The organism is Achromobacter sp. ES-001 (assembly GCF_019448355.1).
GTDB lineage: Bacteria > Pseudomonadota > Gammaproteobacteria > Burkholderiales > Burkholderiaceae_B > Achromobacter > Achromobacter spanius_B.
The window spans coordinates 3,509,719-3,526,333 of the sequence record NZ_CP079940.1; the positions used below are offsets into that span (position 1 = coordinate 3,509,719).

A 16,615-nucleotide genomic window follows, 5' to 3' on the forward strand; every position below is an offset into this window, starting at 1 on the left:
GGGTAGACAGCAGCGCTTTTCTCCACGCGGCGCATGCCTGCGCCCCCCTGATTTCCGGTGGCCGCGAGGGCCGCTAAAATACATCGATCCACGGTTTGCGGACCTGTCATGCCTTTCTTGGTCCGACGCGAACGAAGATCCAACAATGGCACGACGCCCCGCCCCTCGCCCAACCCAGTCGCCCCCTGCCGACTCGCGTCAACCTGCACCGGAGCATCTGGCGGAAATGCTGGACAGCCTAAGCGACGGGTTCATGTCGATCGACAAGTCGTGGCGGTTTACGTACCTGAACGACACCGCCGAACGCTACTTGCAGCAGGACCGGCAAAACCTGCTTGGGCGCGACATCTGGCAGTGTTACCCGGACCTGGTGGGCTCGGGCTATTACCGGATTTACCAGCAGACGGCGGCCACGGGCGTCCCCGGTCGCCACACCGCTTATTACGCCCCGCTGCGCACCTGGTTCGAAGCGCGATCGTTTCGCCACGATGAAGGCATCACGGTGCTGTTTCGCGACGTCACGGGCCAACACGAGCACGCGGCACAACTGGAATTCGAAGCCAGTCACGACTATCTGACCGGCTTGCCGAATCGCCGCAAGTGCATGGAAACGCTAGCGGGCGCGGTCGCGGATGCGGGCTTGAGTAGCGCCGGCAAGGGCGCCCGTGTAGCGGTGCTGTTTATCGATCTGGACCACCTGAAAGACGTCAACGACGCATTCGGCCATGCCGTTGGCGATGCGTTGCTGCGCGCGTTTGCCAACAGGCTGAACACCCTGGTCGAACCCACGTGTTTTGCCGCGCGGGTGGGCGGTGACGAGTTTGTTCTGGTGTTGCGCAACACCTCGGAAAGCGCCGCGCAAGCGTGCGCGCGCGCCGTGCTGGATACGCTTGCAGCGCCGTTTGAAACAGGCGGCCGATCGCTATTGCTTTCTGCCAGCATCGGGATCGCGCTGCTTGGAGAAAAGCCCGAATCCGCCGAGGCCTTGCTGAGTCAGGCCGACACCGCCATGTACGCCGCAAAGTCCTCGGGAAATCTTCATATCCGCGTGTATGACGCGGCGCTGGACAGGGGCATGCGCGACCGCTTGGCACTGCGCTCTGAGCTTGGTGCCGCGTTTTCGACGAACCAGTTTGAATTGCATTTTCAGCCGCAGATTGCCTTGGCCGACAGTTCCCTGGTTGGCGTCGAGGCGCTGCTTCGTTGGCGTCATCCCGAACGCGGCTTGCTGACCCCGGACGCGTTTCTGGCATTGCTGCTTGATTCTTCTTACGAGGGCCATCTGGCCGATTGGCTGTTCGATGCCGTTTGCCGGCATATCGCCGTATGGCAACAGCTGGGCGTCACCGTACCCCGGACCAGCCTGAACCTGTCGCCTCGGCAACTGCTGGACAAGGGCCTGGCAGACCGCATTCTTGATGCCGCGCGGCGGCATCGCGTCTGCCCCACCTTGCTGGATATCGAAATCACGGAAGACGGCTTGCTGGGCGATATCGACATGGCAACATCGGTGCTGGCCGCGTTGAAAGGCGCCGGCATATCCACATCGCTGGATGACTTTGGCGCCGGTTACTCCAGCCTTAGCTACCTGGTCCGCCTTCCCGTGGACACGCTCAAGATCGACCGGTCGTTCGTCCGGGAATTGCTGGCGTCAGAGAAAGCGTCGGCGGTCATCCGAAGCATTGTCGGCCTTGCCCGCGCGCTGGGCATGAAGACCATCGCCGAAGGCGTGGAACACCAACACCAGGCCGATGCGCTGAAAGACGCGGGCTGTGACTGCATTCAAGGCTATCTGATCAGCCGACCGCTGACCGCCGAGGCTTTCCTGGAATTCATGCGGCGCGCGTAATGCCGCCGACGCGCCGCCGCCCCCTTCCCCTATCCCTCCGCGACCACCCCATGTTCCAACTACGACAGCTGAAGATTTTCATTGCCGCAGCAGAGACGTTGAACTTCACGCAAGCCGCCAAACGCGTGCACCTGTCGCAGCCCAGCGTGACGGAACAGGTGCGCGCACTGGAAGACAGCGTGGGTCACGCGCTGTTCATTCGCCAGAACAACCGCTTGCAACTGACGGCGGCGGGGGAAAGGCTGGCCTCGCGCGCCCGCGAGCTGCTTGCGTTGGCCGATGAAGCGTTCCGGCAGGTTCGCGACAACGTCGATGATCCGGGGGGCACTATCCGCGTGGCCGCGCCGCAAACCTTGTGCACCAGCGTGGTGGTTCCGCAACTGCTGGAGCTTGCCGAGCTGTATCCCGCCACCCAGGTTGCGGTCCAGGAAAGAAATTCCTCGGACACCGCGCAGGCGGTGCTGGACGCAACGGCCGACCTGGGGCTGGTGCACGGCTGGCCGGCCGACAACGCCAGGCTTCGTGTCGAGACTATTGCGCGGGACAGGCCAGGCGTCGTATTGCCGCCCGGCCATCCGTTGGCGCACGCAACCGAAATCCACCCGCACGCGCTTGCCGACTACCCGCTGATCGTTACGATGCAGGGCTGCCGGTATCGGGAATACCTTGAGGCCCTGTTGCAGGACGCCCCCGCCCGGCCACACGTTCGCGGCGTGGCCGACAGCGTGCCGGCCTTAATGCAGATGGTGTCCGCCGGCTTGGGAATATCGATCCTTCCCAGGATGGCCATGGGCCCGGCCGTCACGGCGGCGCAGCCCGTATGGCGGCCGTTGGCCACACAGGGAGTAGGCCTGCCCATCTGCCTTATTACGCTGCATCGCGAACCCACGCGCCAGGTTGCGGCGTTCATTCAGATGATCCGGCTTGCGACCCTGGGCTCAGACCAGGCGATGCCCGCCATCGACGTGCAGCACGGTGCCGGTCGTGTAGCCGTTGCCAAGTAGAAAGAGGATGGCATCGGCGATATCGTCGCCGGTGCCCACCCGCCCCACCGGCAGCCGCTCGGCCATCGACGCCAACAACGCCTCACTGTCGGCGCCCGCCACATCGCGCCAAATCGGCGTGCGCACCCATCCCGGGGACACCGCGTTGACGCGCAACGGCGCCAGCTCGACAGCCATCGCGCGCACCACCCCTTCCAACGCGGCATTGATCGCGGCCACCGCCACGCCCTTGGGCCGGGGTCGATAGGCGGCAATGCCCGAGGTCAGCGTGATTGAACCGTGCGCCGGCATCCGTGCGGCGCCATGCTTGGCCAGCAAGATGGGCGCGACAACTTTCGAGCGGATCGCCCGGTCCAGCGCGTCCAGAGCCAGGGCGGGCAGCAGCTCGTAGGCGCCCCGGATGTCGGCGGCGGTGCAAACCAGATGGTCCACGTGGCCGATGTCTTCGAAAAGCCGCTGCACCTGCGCTTCGCTGGTCACGTCCGCCTGACACACGCGCGGCTCGCCAAACGCTTGCAGCTGCGTGGCCGCAGCGTCCAGTTTGTCGCGCGATCGGCCCACGATCACGACATCGCAATGCATGCTCAGCAGCCGGGCGCTTAGGGCCAAGCCCATGCCCGAGCCGCCGCCGACGACCACGATGCGTTGTCCTGCAAGAGAGTTGGTCATGCTCATTTCCTTTGAATGAAGGTTTGGAAATGAACAATGTTCTCGTCATGCCGCGCGGCGGGCCAGCAGGAATGTCCGATGGGGGTATCGGATGTTCTATGTGGACGCGGCACACGCTTTAATCCATGCCGTCTGCGATAATGCCGCCCGCCACGGCAGTCCGCCATGACGCGCGGGCGATCGATATATCCGGCGCTTCCGAATCTGCACTGCCAACACACCAAGATCACATGACATCCAGGGCAATCTGCATTGCTGCGCTAGCCGTTGCAGCGCTGACTCAAGCACCACTTTCCATGGCACAGAACGTCAATGGCAAGAACCTTTTCACGCAGCGATGCGCCATGTGCCACGGGGCCGATATCAAGGGCACCGGGCCTTTGGCCCAGAAAAGTAATCCGCCCACCCCCGACCTGACCACTGCGGCGTTCAAAAAACGTCTTCAAGAATATCCGGGCGTCATTGTTTCATCGGTGATCTTGCGACCAAATGGCGACTTGATTCCGAGGACGCTGCGAGAGAACGGGGTAAAAATTGCACCGCACGCCTGGACGGTTCAGGACTTTCGCGATTTGAATAAATACATGACGGGCGTGATTTCGAAAAGCCGTTAACAGTGCGTTGGCGTCGGCGTCATTACTCGACATCGACTACGGGCGGTCTTCCGCCGAATACCCGTCTGAAAGCAGCACCGCCTATTCTGTTCCAGTATGCTCGCCCCTCCTAACCCAGCGCTTTCAAGGACACACCTCATGAAGTTTGGATACACCATCATCTATGTGCCTGACGTGGCGGCATCCCTGTCGTTCTTTGAAGGCGCGTTCGGTTTTCCGGTGCGGTTCCTGCACGAGTCAAAAACCTACGGTGAGCTTGATACGGGTGCCACCACGCTGGCGTTCGCGGCGCATGAATTGGGGGCAATGAACTTCGCCACCGGGCACGTCGAAGCGTCGGCGTCGGCCAAGCCGCTGGGCATGGAGGTGGCGTTTGTGACGGATGACGTGGCCGCCGCCCATGCCCGGGCCTTGTCGCGGGGCGCAACCGAGCTAAGCGCCCCGACCGCCAAACCTTGGGGCCAGGTGGTGTCTTACCTGCGCTGCCCCGACGGCACGCTGGTCGAGTTGTGTACGCCTGTGCAAGGCTGAGACCGCCAGTTCAACGCCATCGCCCAGCACGACGTCGCCGACAACGTCGCGTTGTCGAAAACCAAGCAGGCCATGCCGGTACTGGCCATCGGCGGAGAAAAATCCTGCGGCGACAACATGGCGGTCGTCATGCGCAATGCGGCGACCAACGTGCGCGGGGAAGTTGACGATGCGCCCGCCGTCCGCCGGCAGCGGCAGCAAGGCCTGGGTAAGAAAGAACACGCCCTTGACGTGCACCGCAAAAAGCGCGTCGAACTGCGCTTCGGTGGTGGGGGCAAAGTCCGCCACGCCGTCAACAAGCGCGATGCCTGTCCGCGACCCCTACTCCGCCTTGATCCCGCCCCGCTGGATCACCGCCGTCCACTTGGCCACATCGTCGCGGATTCGCTGCGCGAATTCGGCCGGCGTGCTGCCCACCGGCTGAAAGCCCAGCCCGGCCAGTTTGTCGCGCAGTGCGCCTTTGCGCACGGATTCAGCCAGCGTTGCCGACAGCTTCTGAATGATGGGTTCCGGCACGCCGGCCGGCGCCACCAGGCCAAACAGTGGCGAAATGTCCACGCCCCGCAGGCCTGCCTCGGTGAACGTGGGCACGTCGGGCAGCTGGCTGGCGCGTTGCGGGCTGGTGACGGCCAAGGCTTTCAGGCGCCCGCCTTTGATGTGTTCCAGCAGCGTGGGAACGGTGGCGAAGGCGAACTGCACCTGGCCGCCCAGCAGGTCCGTGATGACGGTGCCGCCGCCACGGTACGGCACGTGCAACACGTCCACGCCGGCCTGCTGGCGCAGCTGCTCGCCTGCCAGATGCGGACCGCTGCCCACCCCCGCCGACCCGAACGACAGCGTGCCCGGCTGCGCTTTGGCCAGCGCGACAAAGGACGCGACGTCGCTTGCCTTGACCGACGGATGCACCACCATGACGAACGGCGCGGTCGCCATCAGCGAGACCGGTGCAAAATCCTTGATGGCGTCGTAGGGCTGGCGGTCGCCCAGTAGCCCGGGGTTGATGGTGAACGTGGAGTCGACCATGCCGATGGTGTAGCCGTCCGGCGCGGACACCGCCACCGCGCGCGTGCCGATCGTAGTGCCGCCGCCGCCCCGGTTTTCCACGACGAAGGGTTGGCCCAGTGCGTCCGCGAATACCTGCCCCGCCATGCGGCCCAGCGTGTCGGTGGCGGCGCCCGGCGGGTAGGGGATGATCAGGCGGGCCGGCTTGTCGGGATACTGCGCGGCGCGCGCCGCGAAAGTCCACGGCAGGATGGCCGCGCCCGTTGCCATGGTCAGGCCGTTGATCAGGAACGCTCTGCGCGAGGGGTGCATGGGGATTGTCTCCAGGAATATGTTCGAGGCGGCCTCTTTGGGCCCGCCTTATCGTCGTATCAGGGGATGCGTATCAGGGGATTCGTGTCAGGGGCTTCATATCGCACACGTCGTGTCAGGGGCTTTGTATCGCGCACGTCCTGTCAGGCGCTGTATCGTCCTTCAACGAGCGCCGCTTCCGGGTCCGCGCCCAGCCCCGGCGCTTCCGGCACGTGGACCCAACCATCGGCAATGGGCACGCTGTGCGCATAGGGCACGTGGGCAAGTTCCACGTACAGCCGTTCCAGCGATACCTCGGTCTGCTGCGCGGCAATCAAGTGCAGGCTGGCCAGAAAGCCCGGACCAAAGAACGCCACCTGCGGTGCGCAGACGACGCTTGTTTGCGCGCACTTCTGCGCGATGCGCCACGCGGCGGTCAGGCCCAGCTTGATGACGCTGGGCTGCACATACTGCGCGGCTTCGTTGTCCACGACGCGTTCCAGGTCCATGGCGCTGGCGGCGTTCTCGCCCACGGCCAGCGGCACATTGCAGGCACGCTTCAAGCGAGCCAGCGCACGGTCATCTTCCGGCGGCCAAAGCGGCTCTTCGATCCAGAACGGATCATGCGGCAGCATGGCGGCAATGGCGGACTCGGCCTCGTCCGGCAGCCAGGCGCAGTTTGTGTCCACCATGATCGGCACGGCCGGTCCCGCGCTGCGGCGCACGGCAGCCAGCGCATCGGCGGTGCGCTCATGCAACTTGATCTCGGTATAGCCCTCGTTCAAGGCGCGCGTCGTGACGGCATCCAGCCGTTCAGCATTGCCGTAGTACTGAAGCAATGACGCATAGACGCGCACGCGTTCGCGGCGCTTGCCGCCCAGTAATTGGTGCAGCGGCACGCCGGCGCGCTTGGCACGCAGGTCCCACAGCGCAATGTCCAGGCCGGCCAGCGCGTGCACCACGGGGCCGGACCGACCCAGGTTGTGCAGCGTGCGTTGCATGCCGGGCAGCAAGGCGTCGTCATCCGCATCGCGCCCGCAGGCCAGCGGGGCGATCAGCGTCTGGAAAATCGCCGTCAAGGCGCGCGGTTCCACGCAATACGATTCGCCCCAGGCCACCGTGCCGTCCTCGGTCTGCACGCGCACCAGCGCGCTGTCCAGCTTGTCGCGCGGACGGCCGGCGAACAACGGCGACGGGCTCCAGTGATGAAACGGCAGGCGTAGCGGGATGCAGTCGACAGACACAATGGTGTTAGCGGGCATGGTCGGCGTAGTGATGAATGAACCGCAATGGGTACACGGCGGGAGACGATGCGGCTATTCTGGCGGCGGCTTCTTCATATGGTCAAATAGATGAATTGACTATTTCCATATGAAATTCATATGCTCCACCGACGAGAACTGCTGCTGCTGCGCGCCATGTATCGGCACGACACCGTCACCGCCGCGGCCGCCTCGGTCAACATGACGCAGCCGGCCGCCAGCGCGCTGTTGCGCGACATGGAAACACGGCTTGGCTTTGCACTGTTCAGCCGCGAGAACCGCCGCCTGCACCTCACCAGCCAGGGGCGCGCACTGATTCCCGAAGTGCTCAACGCCCTGGCCGGCATCGAGGCCGTCGACCGCTTGGCCGTGGACATTCGGCAAGGCGCGCTGGCGCGGCTGGACGTGGGCGCGGTGGCCATTGCCGCGTCCAGCCTGCTGCCTGCGGCCATGGCAGGCATGCGCCGCGCACATCCTGCCGTGGCGGTGACCGTTCGCGCGGGCACCGCCCTGGAGATCATCGAAATGGCCGTGGACCACCGCATCGATCTGGGCATCGTCATCGGCGCGCCGTCGGACATCGCCCGCGTCAGCAGCCTGCGGCTGGCGCCCTTGGCCTTGCATGCGGTCATGCCCAAGAACCATCCCTGGGCGCGCCAGCCCGTGTTGGCGCTGGAAGACGTGGCCACCGCCGGCCCCATTGTGCTGGCGCCCGCCCTGCCCGCCGGCCGCGCCACGCGCCATGCGCTGGAGTCGCGCGGACTTCCCTATCGGCCGATTATCGAGGTGGCGCAATCGTCGGCCGCCTGCGCTTTGGCGGCAGAAGGCCTGGGCGTAGCCATCGTTGAAAGCCTGGGCGCGCACTACGCTGAACGCCAGGGCCTGGTCACACGCCGGTTGCTGTCACTGGAAGATCCGGTGCTTGCCGTGGTGTGGTCGCGCGACCGCGACATGAGCGGGCCGGCGCAGGTGCTGCGAGACAGTTTGGCGGAGCAGGCCCAAAGCCGTCTGGCCGGTAGCGGGGCCTAGTGACGGCAGCCGCGATAAACAGCTTGCGATAGACTTCCGGGCTTGAAGTGTCGAACACATCAGTTCGATCCCAGCACAGGAATTCATTTAATGAGCAGCATTTTTCCAGGCGATCAGTGGGCAGTGGGTGAGTCCCGCATCAATGGTTTGTCAATCGTCGTGCGATTCCGTACAGGCCTGCCGCCGGCGCCTGATCGCCAAGTCAACGACAACCTGATCATTATCTCCTGGCCGTATACGGGCATTGAATCCGGCATGCCCAATGACGAAGACAAGAAGTCGACCAACAATTTTGAAGAAGCCGTCGAAAACGGATTCGAGAATTCCAGCGTCGGTGTGCCGGTGGCATGCCTGACCGGCAATCACGCGAAAGAGTGGCGTTACTACACGAATGACGTCGACGCGTTTATGCAGGCGTTCAATGAATGCCTGGCCGGGCATCCGGCCTATCCCATCAATCTGCGCGTGTTCAAGGATCCTGATTGGAAGGGGCTGTCGCAATTGCAGCCGCAAGGCTCGGATCAGATTCACTGATCGTCCGGCCGCCTGGGCAGCATATGCCCTTGCGTTTGTCTGTTTTACGGCAAGGCGGCAAGCTTTCTGATAAATTGACGCGCGAATTCAATATCACGTCGAACTATCACGTCGAAGCTGTAGAGCCATCAACGTCAATAACCGAACTGTGGGGTAACGGTCAAAATGAAAAAACTTGCATTGCTTGTTGTTCTGCCCGCGCTGCTTGCCGGATGTACGACTTCACAAATGAGCATGCTGACGGGCAAACGCGCCAAGACCTACAACGACGTCAATGCAAGCTGGGTTGGCAGCACGGAAGAAGCGTTGATCTCGAAGTGGGGTCCTCCCAAAAAGAGCTACACGCTTCAATCCGGCGCACAGATCGTGTCGTACGAAGAGATTTGGGGCCCCATGTCCGCCTATCACGTATGCGTGGAAAAATTCATGATTGAAAACGGCATGGTGACCAAATGGGGGATTTCGGACTGCCCGGCGCGCATTTCCGGCTCGGTCCCGAACGACACCCCCGTTCCGCAGCCCACCTTGTAAGGCGATGGCTGACAGGCAAGGCGTGGATGGACAACAGCAGCCGCTTTGTCGTCCGCGTCATGCTTCAGGTTTCGGGTTTCAGGTTTCATAATCCAGGCCGTAGCGTCCGCGGCTTTGCCGTATGCGCGCAAAGCCCAATTCCCCCAAGTGCATCCCGGCGATCAACAGTTCTTCTGAGCTGACCATGTCCAGCAGCCGCGAGCGCGTGGCGGCGGCCAGCGAAGGATCCTGATCGAACGCAATCGACACGTCCGGCCGTTCAATCTGGATATGAGGGAAATGGACGATGTCTCCCCAAACCAGCAGGCTTTGGTTCGCGGATTCAAACAGATATCCGGTATGCCCATCCGTGTGTCCCGGCAACGGCATCGCTTGAATACCAGGCAGCACCTGCCCGTCCGTGAACGTCGTTAGCGTCTCGCGATAGCCGTCGAACACCTGACGTGCAATCAGAAAGTTGCCGCGCGCGCGCTCGGTGGCCCGACTTAGATTTGCGTCGTCCTGCCAGAATGCAAGCTCTTGCTGATGGAGCAGCACTTGCGCATTGGGAAATGCAATTTGCCCTTCGGCGTCTACCAAGCCGCCCACATGATCGGGATGGGCGTGGGTAAGCAGAATGGTGTCGACGCTGCCCGGTTCAACGCCCGCCAGCCGCAAATTAGCGTGCAGCCGGCCACCCCATTGTTTAATGCCCCCCGCGCCGCCGTCGATAAGAATGGTGCGGCCGGCGCCGCGTACCAGATAGCAGTTGATATGCACGGCGGCAGGGTCCGTGGCGCCAGCATCGTGCTGCATTTTGTCGGCTTCGTCGGCGTCGATATTGGACAGCAGGCTCAGGCTGGCGCTCAGGTAGCCGTCGCTGATTGCGGTGACCGTGTACGCCCCGGCTTGCTGGCTTGGAAAGGGGCAAACGGCCCGCGAACCGGTCAGTTGTTCTGTGATCGGCGAGTACAGGTAAACCCCTTCAGCCAGGCACTCGACGGGCGGCGCCTTTCGCGCAGGCATCGTGGCCATCCAGCGGTGCTGTGGAAACTTCTCCAGCGCCACTGCGTGCATGGCCGACGGGGTCAGGCCCATTTGTATCAAGGGCTCGGCGCCGGTTGCACACAGCACAAGCAGATCGTCTTTATTGACGGCCGGTGCAATGCCGATACCGTCGTACAGATTGCGGTGCCAATCGGTGATGTGCTGCTGCCACCTCGCGAAATTGCCACCGCCCTTCTGGCGATACTCGTCTCCCGTCAGCACCTCCAGCCCGTCGATCGTGTGCAAGGCCAGATAGACGGGGCACCCCGCGCTTATTGCCTTGAAGCGCTGCGACGTGTGAAAGCCGGCTACCGAAATAAGCGCGGGCAATTTATCGACGCTGTAGAAGCGGTTCCATTCGGCTTCGCTGTGGGAATCGGCGAAGCTGCACTCCACGGTATAGATCATCAGAATGTCCTTCATGACAGACGGGGCCGCTGCGGCAAGCCGGCCGTTTCATTGCATTGACGTAATGCTAAGCTGCCATTTACCGCGCATATAGCGATATAAAGTCAGCCTTCATTGACTTTTCATCAAGCTGATTGCAGCGCCTGGAACGACAGCCCCCAGCAAGACACATTCATGCGACGCAAGATTCCAAGCAACTCCGCGCTACTCGCTTTCGAAGCAGCCGCCCGCCATGGCAGCTTTGCCCGGGCGGCCCAGGAATTAGCGCTGACCGAAGGCGCAATCAGCCGGCAGATCGCCCGGCTGGAAGCGTTTTTAAACGTCCCCCTGTTTGAGCGCGTGGGAAACCGGGTTCGGCTTGCGCCCAATGGCGTGCGATACGCCGTGCAAGTTCGTCAGACGCTGGATCGGCTGGAACGGGACAGCCTTTATGTGATGGGGCAGCCCGTGCAGGGTGGGACGATTGATATTGCGGCCAGCCCCACATTCGCCACGCGCTGGCTTATTCCTCGGCTAAAGCGTTTCCAAAACCGCCATCCCGACATAACCGTGCATATTGCCGAACGGTTGGAACCCTTCATTCTTGCCGGCAGCGGTTTTGACGCCGCCATCCATTTCGAGCATCCCGCCTGGGCCGGTATGCATTTGCATCCCCTGCTGGAGGAAGTGCTGGTGCCCGTGTGCAGCCCGGCACTGCTCGCGGATGCGGGTATGGACGCCAGTATGAACACCCGCGCCCACTTGCCATTGAATGATCTGCCACGCCTGCATCGGCGACAAAATCCGGACGCCTGGCAGCGATATGCCCAAGGGGCCGGCATCGAGCTGACCAATTCCGCAGTGGGCGCGCGCTACGACCTGCATGCCATGCTGATCGCCGCGGCCATCGCCGGTCTGGGCGTTGCGCTGGTGCCGCGCCTATACATCGAGGCAGAACTGGAACAAGGCCAACTGGTTGCGCCTTGGCCCAAGAGCAAAGCGGTCGCCAAGACCTTCTGCCTGGTACTGCCCGAGCCGGTCGAATTAAGCGCAGGGCCAGTCCAGGCATTCGCGACATGGCTGCTTCAGGAAGCGCAGGGCCTGGCATCGTAATTGCAGCGCGTCATCCCGCTGCTGTCCCTTGTCCTACCGGAACAACACCGATTCAATTCGATTGCGCCCGCGTTGCTTGGCGTAATACAGCGCGCGGTCGCTGCGGCTGAGCGCCAGCTCGGCATCGTCGTCCTTCGTATGCAGCGCGGATATGCCGATGCTGACCGTCAGCGGTATATCGCGTCCGCCTGTCGAGTACGGCGTGTCGGCAATCTGGCGTTGCACGCCTTGCGCAAAACGATGTGCGCTGTCGATGTCGGTATCGGGCAGCACCACGGCGAATTCCTCGCCGCCGATGCGCCCCACCAGATCGGTTTCGCGCAACTGGCCGCGCAGCATATTCGCAAAATGCTGAAGCACACCATCGCCGATGGCGTGACCCCAGGTGTCGTTGATGTGTTTGAAGTGATCAAGGTCGCACATCAGGACCGCCGACCCTTGGCCGCCGAGGCCTTTGATACGCGTCAGTTCGGCGGCGATACGCGACATGAAATGGCGGCGGTTGGGCAAGGTTGTCAGCGCGTCCGTGGCGGCAAGTTCGCGCAGCTCGAGTTCGGCGCGCTTGCGGTCGGTAATGTCCGTGACAAAGCCGTGCCACACCACGCCGTTGTCGACGTCCGGACGCGGGCTAGCGTCCCCCTGCCGCCACCGCTCGCCTTGCAGAGGCAGGCAAACGCGAAACTCCAGATGCCACGGCGTCAGCGCGGCGGCGGCGTTCTGCAACGACGCGCGATAGGCGGCCAGGTCATCGGGATGGATGCGCTGTTCGATGGCGGTGGAGCTGGCATGGACATCATCGGCGGTCAGCTCGAACATGTCCCAGATGCCGGCGCTGACATAGGAAAACCATGCGCCGCCCTCGGGCGCCGGACGGCACTGGAAAACCAGGCCGGGCACCGCATCGGTAAGGTTGACGACCAGGTCCGCCGTGCGCTTGAGCCGGTCCGACATGGCGCGCACCGCGCTGATATCCGTAGTCGTGCCCATCATACGCAGCGCCCTGCCGGTCTCGTCGCGGCTGATGACTTTGCCGCGGCTACAGATCCACTTGTAGCTGCCATCTTTGCAGCGGATGCGGTGCTCGACTTCGTAGCTGTCGGTCTTGCCGTCGAAATGGTCCTGCATGGCGGCGCGCACGTAGTCCAGGTCGTCGGGATGCAGGCGGGTGTAGGCGTCCTCGATGCGCGTGGAAAGCTCCGATTCGCTATAGCCCAGCAACGCCTTCCAACCCGGCGAATAGGTGATGTCGCCCGTGACGACATTGCGGTCCCAGACGCCCGTGCCGCTGCCCGCGATGGCCAGCGACAGCTTGCGGGCTTCTTCGCGCCAAGTGTCTTCGTCGGCGCGCTGGCCAAACAACGCGTCGCACTGTTCAATCGCCGTGGCCGCCAGACCGGCCAAGTCCATCAAGGCCCGCCGGTCTTCGTCGGTAAAGTCGCGCGCCTGTCCGTGCACCAGCCGCAACACGCCCAGCAGGCGCCCGTCGGCGGCGTGCACTGGGCATTCGACCGACCAGGGTTGGGAACCAGCGGGAGGCGTGCCATCCACCGCTTGCCTGGAGACATCGGCATTGGCATTGGCGTCAGTACAGGCCAGCACGACCATATCGACCCTGAACAAGCGTCGGGTCAGGCGCGCCAGCCGGTCCAGTGAACGGCCGGGTTCGCAGTGGGTTCGGCTCGCGCCATCGCCAGGGGGTCGGGTTGCATACGGATCGCCGATAACTGGCATTTCAGGGCCTGGTCAGGATGGGATACACCGGTACGCCCGGCTCCACATGCCTGACATTTTGTCACGATCTCCACCAAATTTGCATTTTGACGCGGCCCGGCCAGCGCATTTTCTCTGCCCGCCCCCTCGCCCGCCCCCTCGCCCGTCTCCGTTACGGCCGGTCTACGCGCATGACCTGCGGAAGTTTGTAGCTACCGTTCAAGATTTGCTCGGCCGGCTCGTAAAGACGCATCTGCAAGAAAAAATCACCGTCGGGCGCGGGCAGCCAGTTCGATTCCTTGTCCGGTCCGGGCGACTTGGCCTGGATGTACAGCGTCAGGCTTCCATCGGCGCCGGTTTTAAGGCCGCTGGTCCGGTCGCCAATCGAGTAGCGCTTGATGGGATTCTCGACCATGAAAAGGTCATTGGCGTCATACATCGTCAACGACCAGAAGGCCTTGACGGGCACGTTGCCGTCAAATCGAATCGTGTACGACGACTGCCCATTCAACGGCTTGCCGTCACTGTCCGTATACCGGTTCGGATACAGGGCCCGCAGCGCTTTATTCAAGCCAAGTTGCTTATAAGCGATTGCCGAGCGAAGCAGGTAATCGGTCCCGTACTCGCCGCCTTTGAACTCCATATTCCAACCGTTGACGCGCGATCCGGAATCCATGGCTACGCGCTTCACCGCGGCCATTCCATCCTGTAGCGCCCGATTCAACCCGCGCTTGGTGGGCTCGGACAATGTCGCCGCGTCAAAGGGCTTATCCAGGCCCACGCCGATTCGTTTGAATTGGTCGGTAATCGGTGCATCTTCCGCCAACGGGTTCAGGCGGATCGCGCTGTCAAGAACCCCGAAGAAATTCAGGCCTTCAGGAAACCCCATTTTGGCGCTGGCGGCTTTGTGGCCCAGCTCAAGTTTTTTGAACGGCTTTTCATAATTGCTCAGCAGCGTCAGCCGGTATTGGTCTTGCAGGGCTCGCGCGGCCGGCAGATCTTGCTCGCCGTCGACGCCGGTTCTGCCGATGACGTAGACCTGCGGGGTGGGCGATTTGATCAGCACCATCTCCGCCGGCAAGGTTCCCTTCCAGTCGGGGCCGACGATGGCGAACGTGCCGCCCTTGGCGCCTAGCGTGCCGATACCGATGTCTTCGATCGACCGCGAATAGGCGTCAAGCAGCTGCATGATGTAGTAACGGCCGTTGGTATCCGGGACCGTCAACACCACCGGTTCTTTCGACAGGTCCAGGCCGGCAAAGGAATAAAGCGTGTCGTTGTTGGCCGTCACCACAAACTTATCGTTGGGACCGTAAAGGCGCCGCGCATGCCCCATCTGATTGGTGGGCGCCTGCCCATTGTCATAAGGCTTGTCGGCATCGGTCTGGCTGTTCAGGCCCAGCTGCATCATCACCGGAGCAAAGCCGTAGAACACGGCCTCCATGCCCGTTGCATAGGCAATGTTCTCGTCGGTTTGCTCGGTGGTTGGGGGCTGCTGCGCGAACGCCGTCGTGACAGCGCCGGCAGAAAGAAGCATCGCGACAAACGCCCGGGACGCCGTTTGAAAAATGAAGTTCTTCATATTGTTTTCCGTTGATCGTCGGGCGCGCGAAAGTCGCCACGCCCGACATCGTCACAAGAGTTCCACGGCCCGCGTTCGCCTTGGCCGATGGCACCGTTCCATGCCCTTACGGCACCTTGTTCAACGGGGGCATCTGCCACTTGTTATCCAGCACTTCCTGTTTGGGCTGATACAAGCGAAGAATGACGTAAAAGCCGCCTTTGGGCGCCGGCAGCCAGTTGGCGGCGTTGTCGCCCTGGGGCTTGTCAGCCTGGATCGGGATCGTGATGGAACCGTCCGGCGCCACCTTCAGCCCTTGCGTGTCGGAACCGACCTTGTAGCGGTTCAGTTCGTTGGGAACCAGCATCTTGTCGTCGGCGTTGTACATCGTCAGCGACCAGAAGGCGTCTACCGGCGGCGCCGAATCCAGTTTGACCACATAGCGGTTGGCGCCGCTTAGCGGCTTGCCCTCGCTGTCGGTGTATCGAAGCGGGTACATGGCTTCGCGCTCGCCCTGGCCGCCCAGGTACGGGCCCGCGACGAGGGCTCTCAAGGGATAGTCGTAGCCAAAACTGTCAAGGCCGGTCACCCAGTTCCACCCATTGCGCACGCTGGAGGTACTGTCCAAGGACGCCGCCGCAACGGCTGGGCCATCCTTCAACCCGCGTGCCATCCCCTTGCGTGTGGCGTCGCTGAGCTTGCTGGGATCAAACCCTTTCCTCGTCAGACCGATGCGCTCGTATTGCGCGAACAGCGCTTCGTCTGCCGGCTTCACGCTGGTTGATTGCAGGGCAAAGGCAAGGTGCTTGAAGAAACCAAATTCATCGTCGGCGATATCGGGCATCGGCGGCAACGACGTGATATCGCTGGCCTTGCCGCTCAAGGGTTTCACCGAGAACTGCTTCTGCAAAGCCAGCACCGGCGCGGGGTCTTCTCCCTGTTTGACTTGCAGTCGTCCCCATAGCCAGACTTTGTCGGTGCTGACATCAAGCCGCTTCATCCCCGCAGGGACCTTGCCTTTCCAGCCCGGCGGAGCAATCAGGAACTTGCCGGCTTTGGTGCCGGTCACGCGGCGGCCCACGTAGTGCTCCAGTTCCTGCCACGTGCTGAACAGGTCAACAACGTAGTAGCGATCATGGGTATCCGGCACGGTCAATACATAAGGCTCGGTCAGCTTTAAAACCGTGCTCATGTAGTAAGTGTCGTTGTTTGCCGTAGGCATATCCTTGGCGTCGGGATTGGCCAACATCGTCGCCCAGCCCATCTTGTTAAGCGGCGCGCGGTAGCTGGTGGGCGGCTTCGGTGAGGGCACGTCGATGTACTCGCGCATGACGCGTTCCATGCGGACCAGCGGGTAGCCCCAGGTATACGCCGACACGGCCAGGGCATAGCCGTCCGCTTCCTGACCCCGCGCGATGACTTCGGGTGTGCCCGCCGTCGTCAACAGTTCATCGGGAAAGTCGCGCGTGGCGGCCGTGGAAAGCATCGGCGCCAGTGCCGCG

Annotated in this window: 15 protein-coding genes and 2 pseudogenes; 8 read left to right on the forward strand and 9 right to left on the reverse strand. The window is 62.7% G+C overall.

Annotation, left to right across the window (positions count from 1 at the left end; genetic code table 11):
- Positions 1 to 226 precede the first annotated feature (226 nt).
- Together KYT87_RS15715 and KYT87_RS15720 are read left to right on the forward strand one after the other, a co-directional pair.
- On the forward strand, positions 227 to 1,849 hold the full coding sequence (locus tag KYT87_RS15715) for an EAL domain-containing protein (RefSeq protein ID WP_219990295.1): 1,623 nt from the start codon (positions 227 to 229) through the stop codon (positions 1,847 to 1,849).
- A 50-nt stretch (positions 1,850 to 1,899) separates the two neighbouring features.
- Positions 1,900 to 2,853 (forward strand): LysR family transcriptional regulator, encoded by a 954-nt coding sequence (locus KYT87_RS15720; protein ID WP_219990296.1) that lies wholly within the window; start codon positions 1,900 to 1,902, stop codon positions 2,851 to 2,853.
- On the opposite strand, the gene KYT87_RS15725 is transcribed toward KYT87_RS15720, so the two are convergent.
- Positions 2,788 to 3,522, reverse strand: a complete 735-nt coding sequence (locus KYT87_RS15725) for an SDR family oxidoreductase (RefSeq protein ID WP_219990297.1) — start codon at positions 3,520 to 3,522, stop codon at positions 2,788 to 2,790. The two genes, KYT87_RS15720 and KYT87_RS15725, sit on opposite strands and share 66 nt — an antisense overlap.
- Positions 3,523 to 3,818: 296 nt before the next feature.
- Here KYT87_RS15725 and KYT87_RS15730 point away from each other — a divergent pair, with 296 nt between their 5' ends.
- The gene (locus tag KYT87_RS15730) at positions 3,819 to 4,136 is read left to right on the forward strand and encodes a cytochrome c (RefSeq protein WP_370512768.1); all 318 of its coding nucleotides are present in this window, start codon (positions 3,819 to 3,821) and stop codon (positions 4,134 to 4,136) included.
- A gap of 138 nt (positions 4,137 to 4,274) precedes the next feature.
- Positions 4,275 to 4,667, forward strand: coding sequence for a VOC family protein (locus KYT87_RS15735; RefSeq protein WP_104145243.1), 393 nt, complete (start codon positions 4,275 to 4,277; stop codon positions 4,665 to 4,667).
- Positions 4,668 to 4,808: 141 nt separating this feature from the next.
- Here KYT87_RS15735 and KYT87_RS30035 read toward each other — a convergent pair.
- The 3 genes and pseudogenes from KYT87_RS30035 to KYT87_RS15745 all read right to left on the reverse strand — a co-directional run.
- Positions 4,809 to 4,952, reverse strand: a pseudogene (locus KYT87_RS30035) (3-oxoacyl-ACP reductase); the annotation flags it as partial.
- 36 nt (positions 4,953 to 4,988) lie between these two features.
- Positions 4,989 to 5,981, reverse strand: coding sequence for a tripartite tricarboxylate transporter substrate binding protein (locus KYT87_RS15740; protein ID WP_219990298.1), 993 nt, complete (start codon positions 5,979 to 5,981; stop codon positions 4,989 to 4,991).
- A gap of 143 nt (positions 5,982 to 6,124) precedes the next feature.
- Positions 6,125 to 7,222, reverse strand: coding sequence for a mandelate racemase/muconate lactonizing enzyme family protein (locus KYT87_RS15745; RefSeq protein ID WP_219990299.1), 1,098 nt, complete (start codon positions 7,220 to 7,222; stop codon positions 6,125 to 6,127).
- A 120-nt stretch (positions 7,223 to 7,342) separates the two neighbouring features.
- Here KYT87_RS15745 and KYT87_RS15750 point away from each other — a divergent pair, with 120 nt between their 5' ends.
- The 3 genes from KYT87_RS15750 (at position 7,343) to KYT87_RS15760 (ending at position 9,316) form a co-directional block, all read left to right on the forward strand.
- Positions 7,343 to 8,251: a LysR family transcriptional regulator gene (locus tag KYT87_RS15750; RefSeq protein ID WP_219990300.1), complete on the forward strand. Its 909-nt coding sequence runs from the start codon at positions 7,343 to 7,345 to the stop codon at positions 8,249 to 8,251.
- Between the two features lie 90 nt (positions 8,252 to 8,341).
- Positions 8,342 to 8,785, forward strand: coding sequence for a DUF695 domain-containing protein (locus KYT87_RS15755; RefSeq protein WP_104145247.1), 444 nt, complete (start codon positions 8,342 to 8,344; stop codon positions 8,783 to 8,785).
- A 228-nt stretch (positions 8,786 to 9,013) separates the two neighbouring features.
- Positions 9,014 to 9,316 carry a hypothetical protein gene (locus tag KYT87_RS15760; protein ID WP_052946080.1) on the forward strand — a complete coding sequence of 101 codons (303 nt, stop codon included), beginning with the start codon at positions 9,014 to 9,016 and terminating at the stop codon, positions 9,314 to 9,316.
- Positions 9,317 to 9,394: 78 nt separating this feature from the next.
- Here the strand turns inward: KYT87_RS15760 and KYT87_RS15765 are convergent, their stop codons facing one another.
- Both KYT87_RS15765 and KYT87_RS29845 read right to left on the reverse strand, forming a co-directional pair.
- On the reverse strand, positions 9,395 to 10,246 hold the full coding sequence (locus KYT87_RS15765; RefSeq protein ID WP_255594178.1) for an MBL fold metallo-hydrolase: 852 nt from the start codon (positions 10,244 to 10,246) through the stop codon (positions 9,395 to 9,397).
- Positions 10,241 to 10,750 (reverse strand): annotated as a pseudogene (locus KYT87_RS29845) (sugar ABC transporter); the annotation flags it as partial. The gene KYT87_RS15765 and the pseudogene KYT87_RS29845, both read right to left, overlap by 6 nt.
- 174 nt (positions 10,751 to 10,924) lie before the next feature.
- Here KYT87_RS29845 and KYT87_RS15770 point away from each other — a divergent pair.
- Positions 10,925 to 11,842: a LysR substrate-binding domain-containing protein gene (locus KYT87_RS15770; protein ID WP_219990301.1), complete on the forward strand. Its 918-nt coding sequence runs from the start codon at positions 10,925 to 10,927 to the stop codon at positions 11,840 to 11,842.
- Between the two features lie 33 nt (positions 11,843 to 11,875).
- Here the strand turns inward: KYT87_RS15770 and KYT87_RS15775 are convergent, their stop codons facing one another.
- From KYT87_RS15775 to KYT87_RS15785, 3 genes are all read right to left on the reverse strand, one after another.
- The gene (locus KYT87_RS15775; protein ID WP_219990302.1) at positions 11,876 to 13,573 is read right to left on the reverse strand and encodes a diguanylate cyclase; all 1,698 of its coding nucleotides are present in this window, start codon (positions 13,571 to 13,573) and stop codon (positions 11,876 to 11,878) included.
- Between the two features lie 151 nt (positions 13,574 to 13,724).
- Positions 13,725 to 15,134: a DUF1254 domain-containing protein gene (locus KYT87_RS15780; RefSeq protein ID WP_219990303.1), complete on the reverse strand. Its 1,410-nt coding sequence runs from the start codon at positions 15,132 to 15,134 to the stop codon at positions 13,725 to 13,727.
- A gap of 106 nt (positions 15,135 to 15,240) precedes the next feature.
- Positions 15,241 to 16,599, reverse strand: a complete 1,359-nt coding sequence (locus KYT87_RS15785; protein WP_219990304.1) for a DUF1254 domain-containing protein — start codon at positions 16,597 to 16,599, stop codon at positions 15,241 to 15,243.
- Positions 16,600 to 16,615 lie beyond the last annotated feature (16 nt).

What these genes read in the sequence shown, in the direction of transcription:
- KYT87_RS15715 (WP_219990295.1), top strand. Translation starts at nt 227, where the DNA reads ATGCTGGACAGCCTAAGCGACGGGTTCATGTCGATCGACAAGTCGTGG.
- KYT87_RS15720 (WP_219990296.1), top strand. Translation starts at nt 1,900, where the DNA reads ATGTTCCAACTACGACAGCTGAAGATTTTCATTGCCGCAGCAGAGACG.
- KYT87_RS15725 (WP_219990297.1), bottom strand. Translation starts at nt 3,522, where the DNA reads ATGACCAACTCTCTTGCAGGACAACGCATCGTGGTCGTCGGCGGCGGC.
- KYT87_RS15730 (WP_370512768.1), top strand. Translation starts at nt 3,819, where the DNA reads ATGGCACAGAACGTCAATGGCAAGAACCTTTTCACGCAGCGATGCGCC.
- KYT87_RS15735 (WP_104145243.1), top strand. Translation starts at nt 4,275, where the DNA reads ATGAAGTTTGGATACACCATCATCTATGTGCCTGACGTGGCGGCATCC.
- KYT87_RS15740 (WP_219990298.1), bottom strand. Translation starts at nt 5,981, where the DNA reads ATGCACCCCTCGCGCAGAGCGTTCCTGATCAACGGCCTGACCATGGCA.
- KYT87_RS15745 (WP_219990299.1), bottom strand. Translation starts at nt 7,222, where the DNA reads ATGCCCGCTAACACCATTGTGTCTGTCGACTGCATCCCGCTACGCCTG.
- KYT87_RS15750 (WP_219990300.1), top strand. Translation starts at nt 7,343, where the DNA reads ATGCTCCACCGACGAGAACTGCTGCTGCTGCGCGCCATGTATCGGCAC.
- KYT87_RS15755 (WP_104145247.1), top strand. Translation starts at nt 8,342, where the DNA reads ATGAGCAGCATTTTTCCAGGCGATCAGTGGGCAGTGGGTGAGTCCCGC.
- KYT87_RS15760 (WP_052946080.1), top strand. Translation starts at nt 9,014, where the DNA reads ATGAGCATGCTGACGGGCAAACGCGCCAAGACCTACAACGACGTCAAT.
- KYT87_RS15770 (WP_219990301.1), top strand. Translation starts at nt 10,925, where the DNA reads ATGCGACGCAAGATTCCAAGCAACTCCGCGCTACTCGCTTTCGAAGCA.
- KYT87_RS15775 (WP_219990302.1), bottom strand. Translation starts at nt 13,573, where the DNA reads ATGCCAGTTATCGGCGATCCGTATGCAACCCGACCCCCTGGCGATGGC.
- KYT87_RS15780 (WP_219990303.1), bottom strand. Translation starts at nt 15,134, where the DNA reads ATGAAGAACTTCATTTTTCAAACGGCGTCCCGGGCGTTTGTCGCGATG.
- KYT87_RS15785 (WP_219990304.1), bottom strand. Translation starts at nt 16,599, where the DNA reads ATGCTTTCCACGGCCGCCACGCGCGACTTTCCCGATGAACTGTTGACG.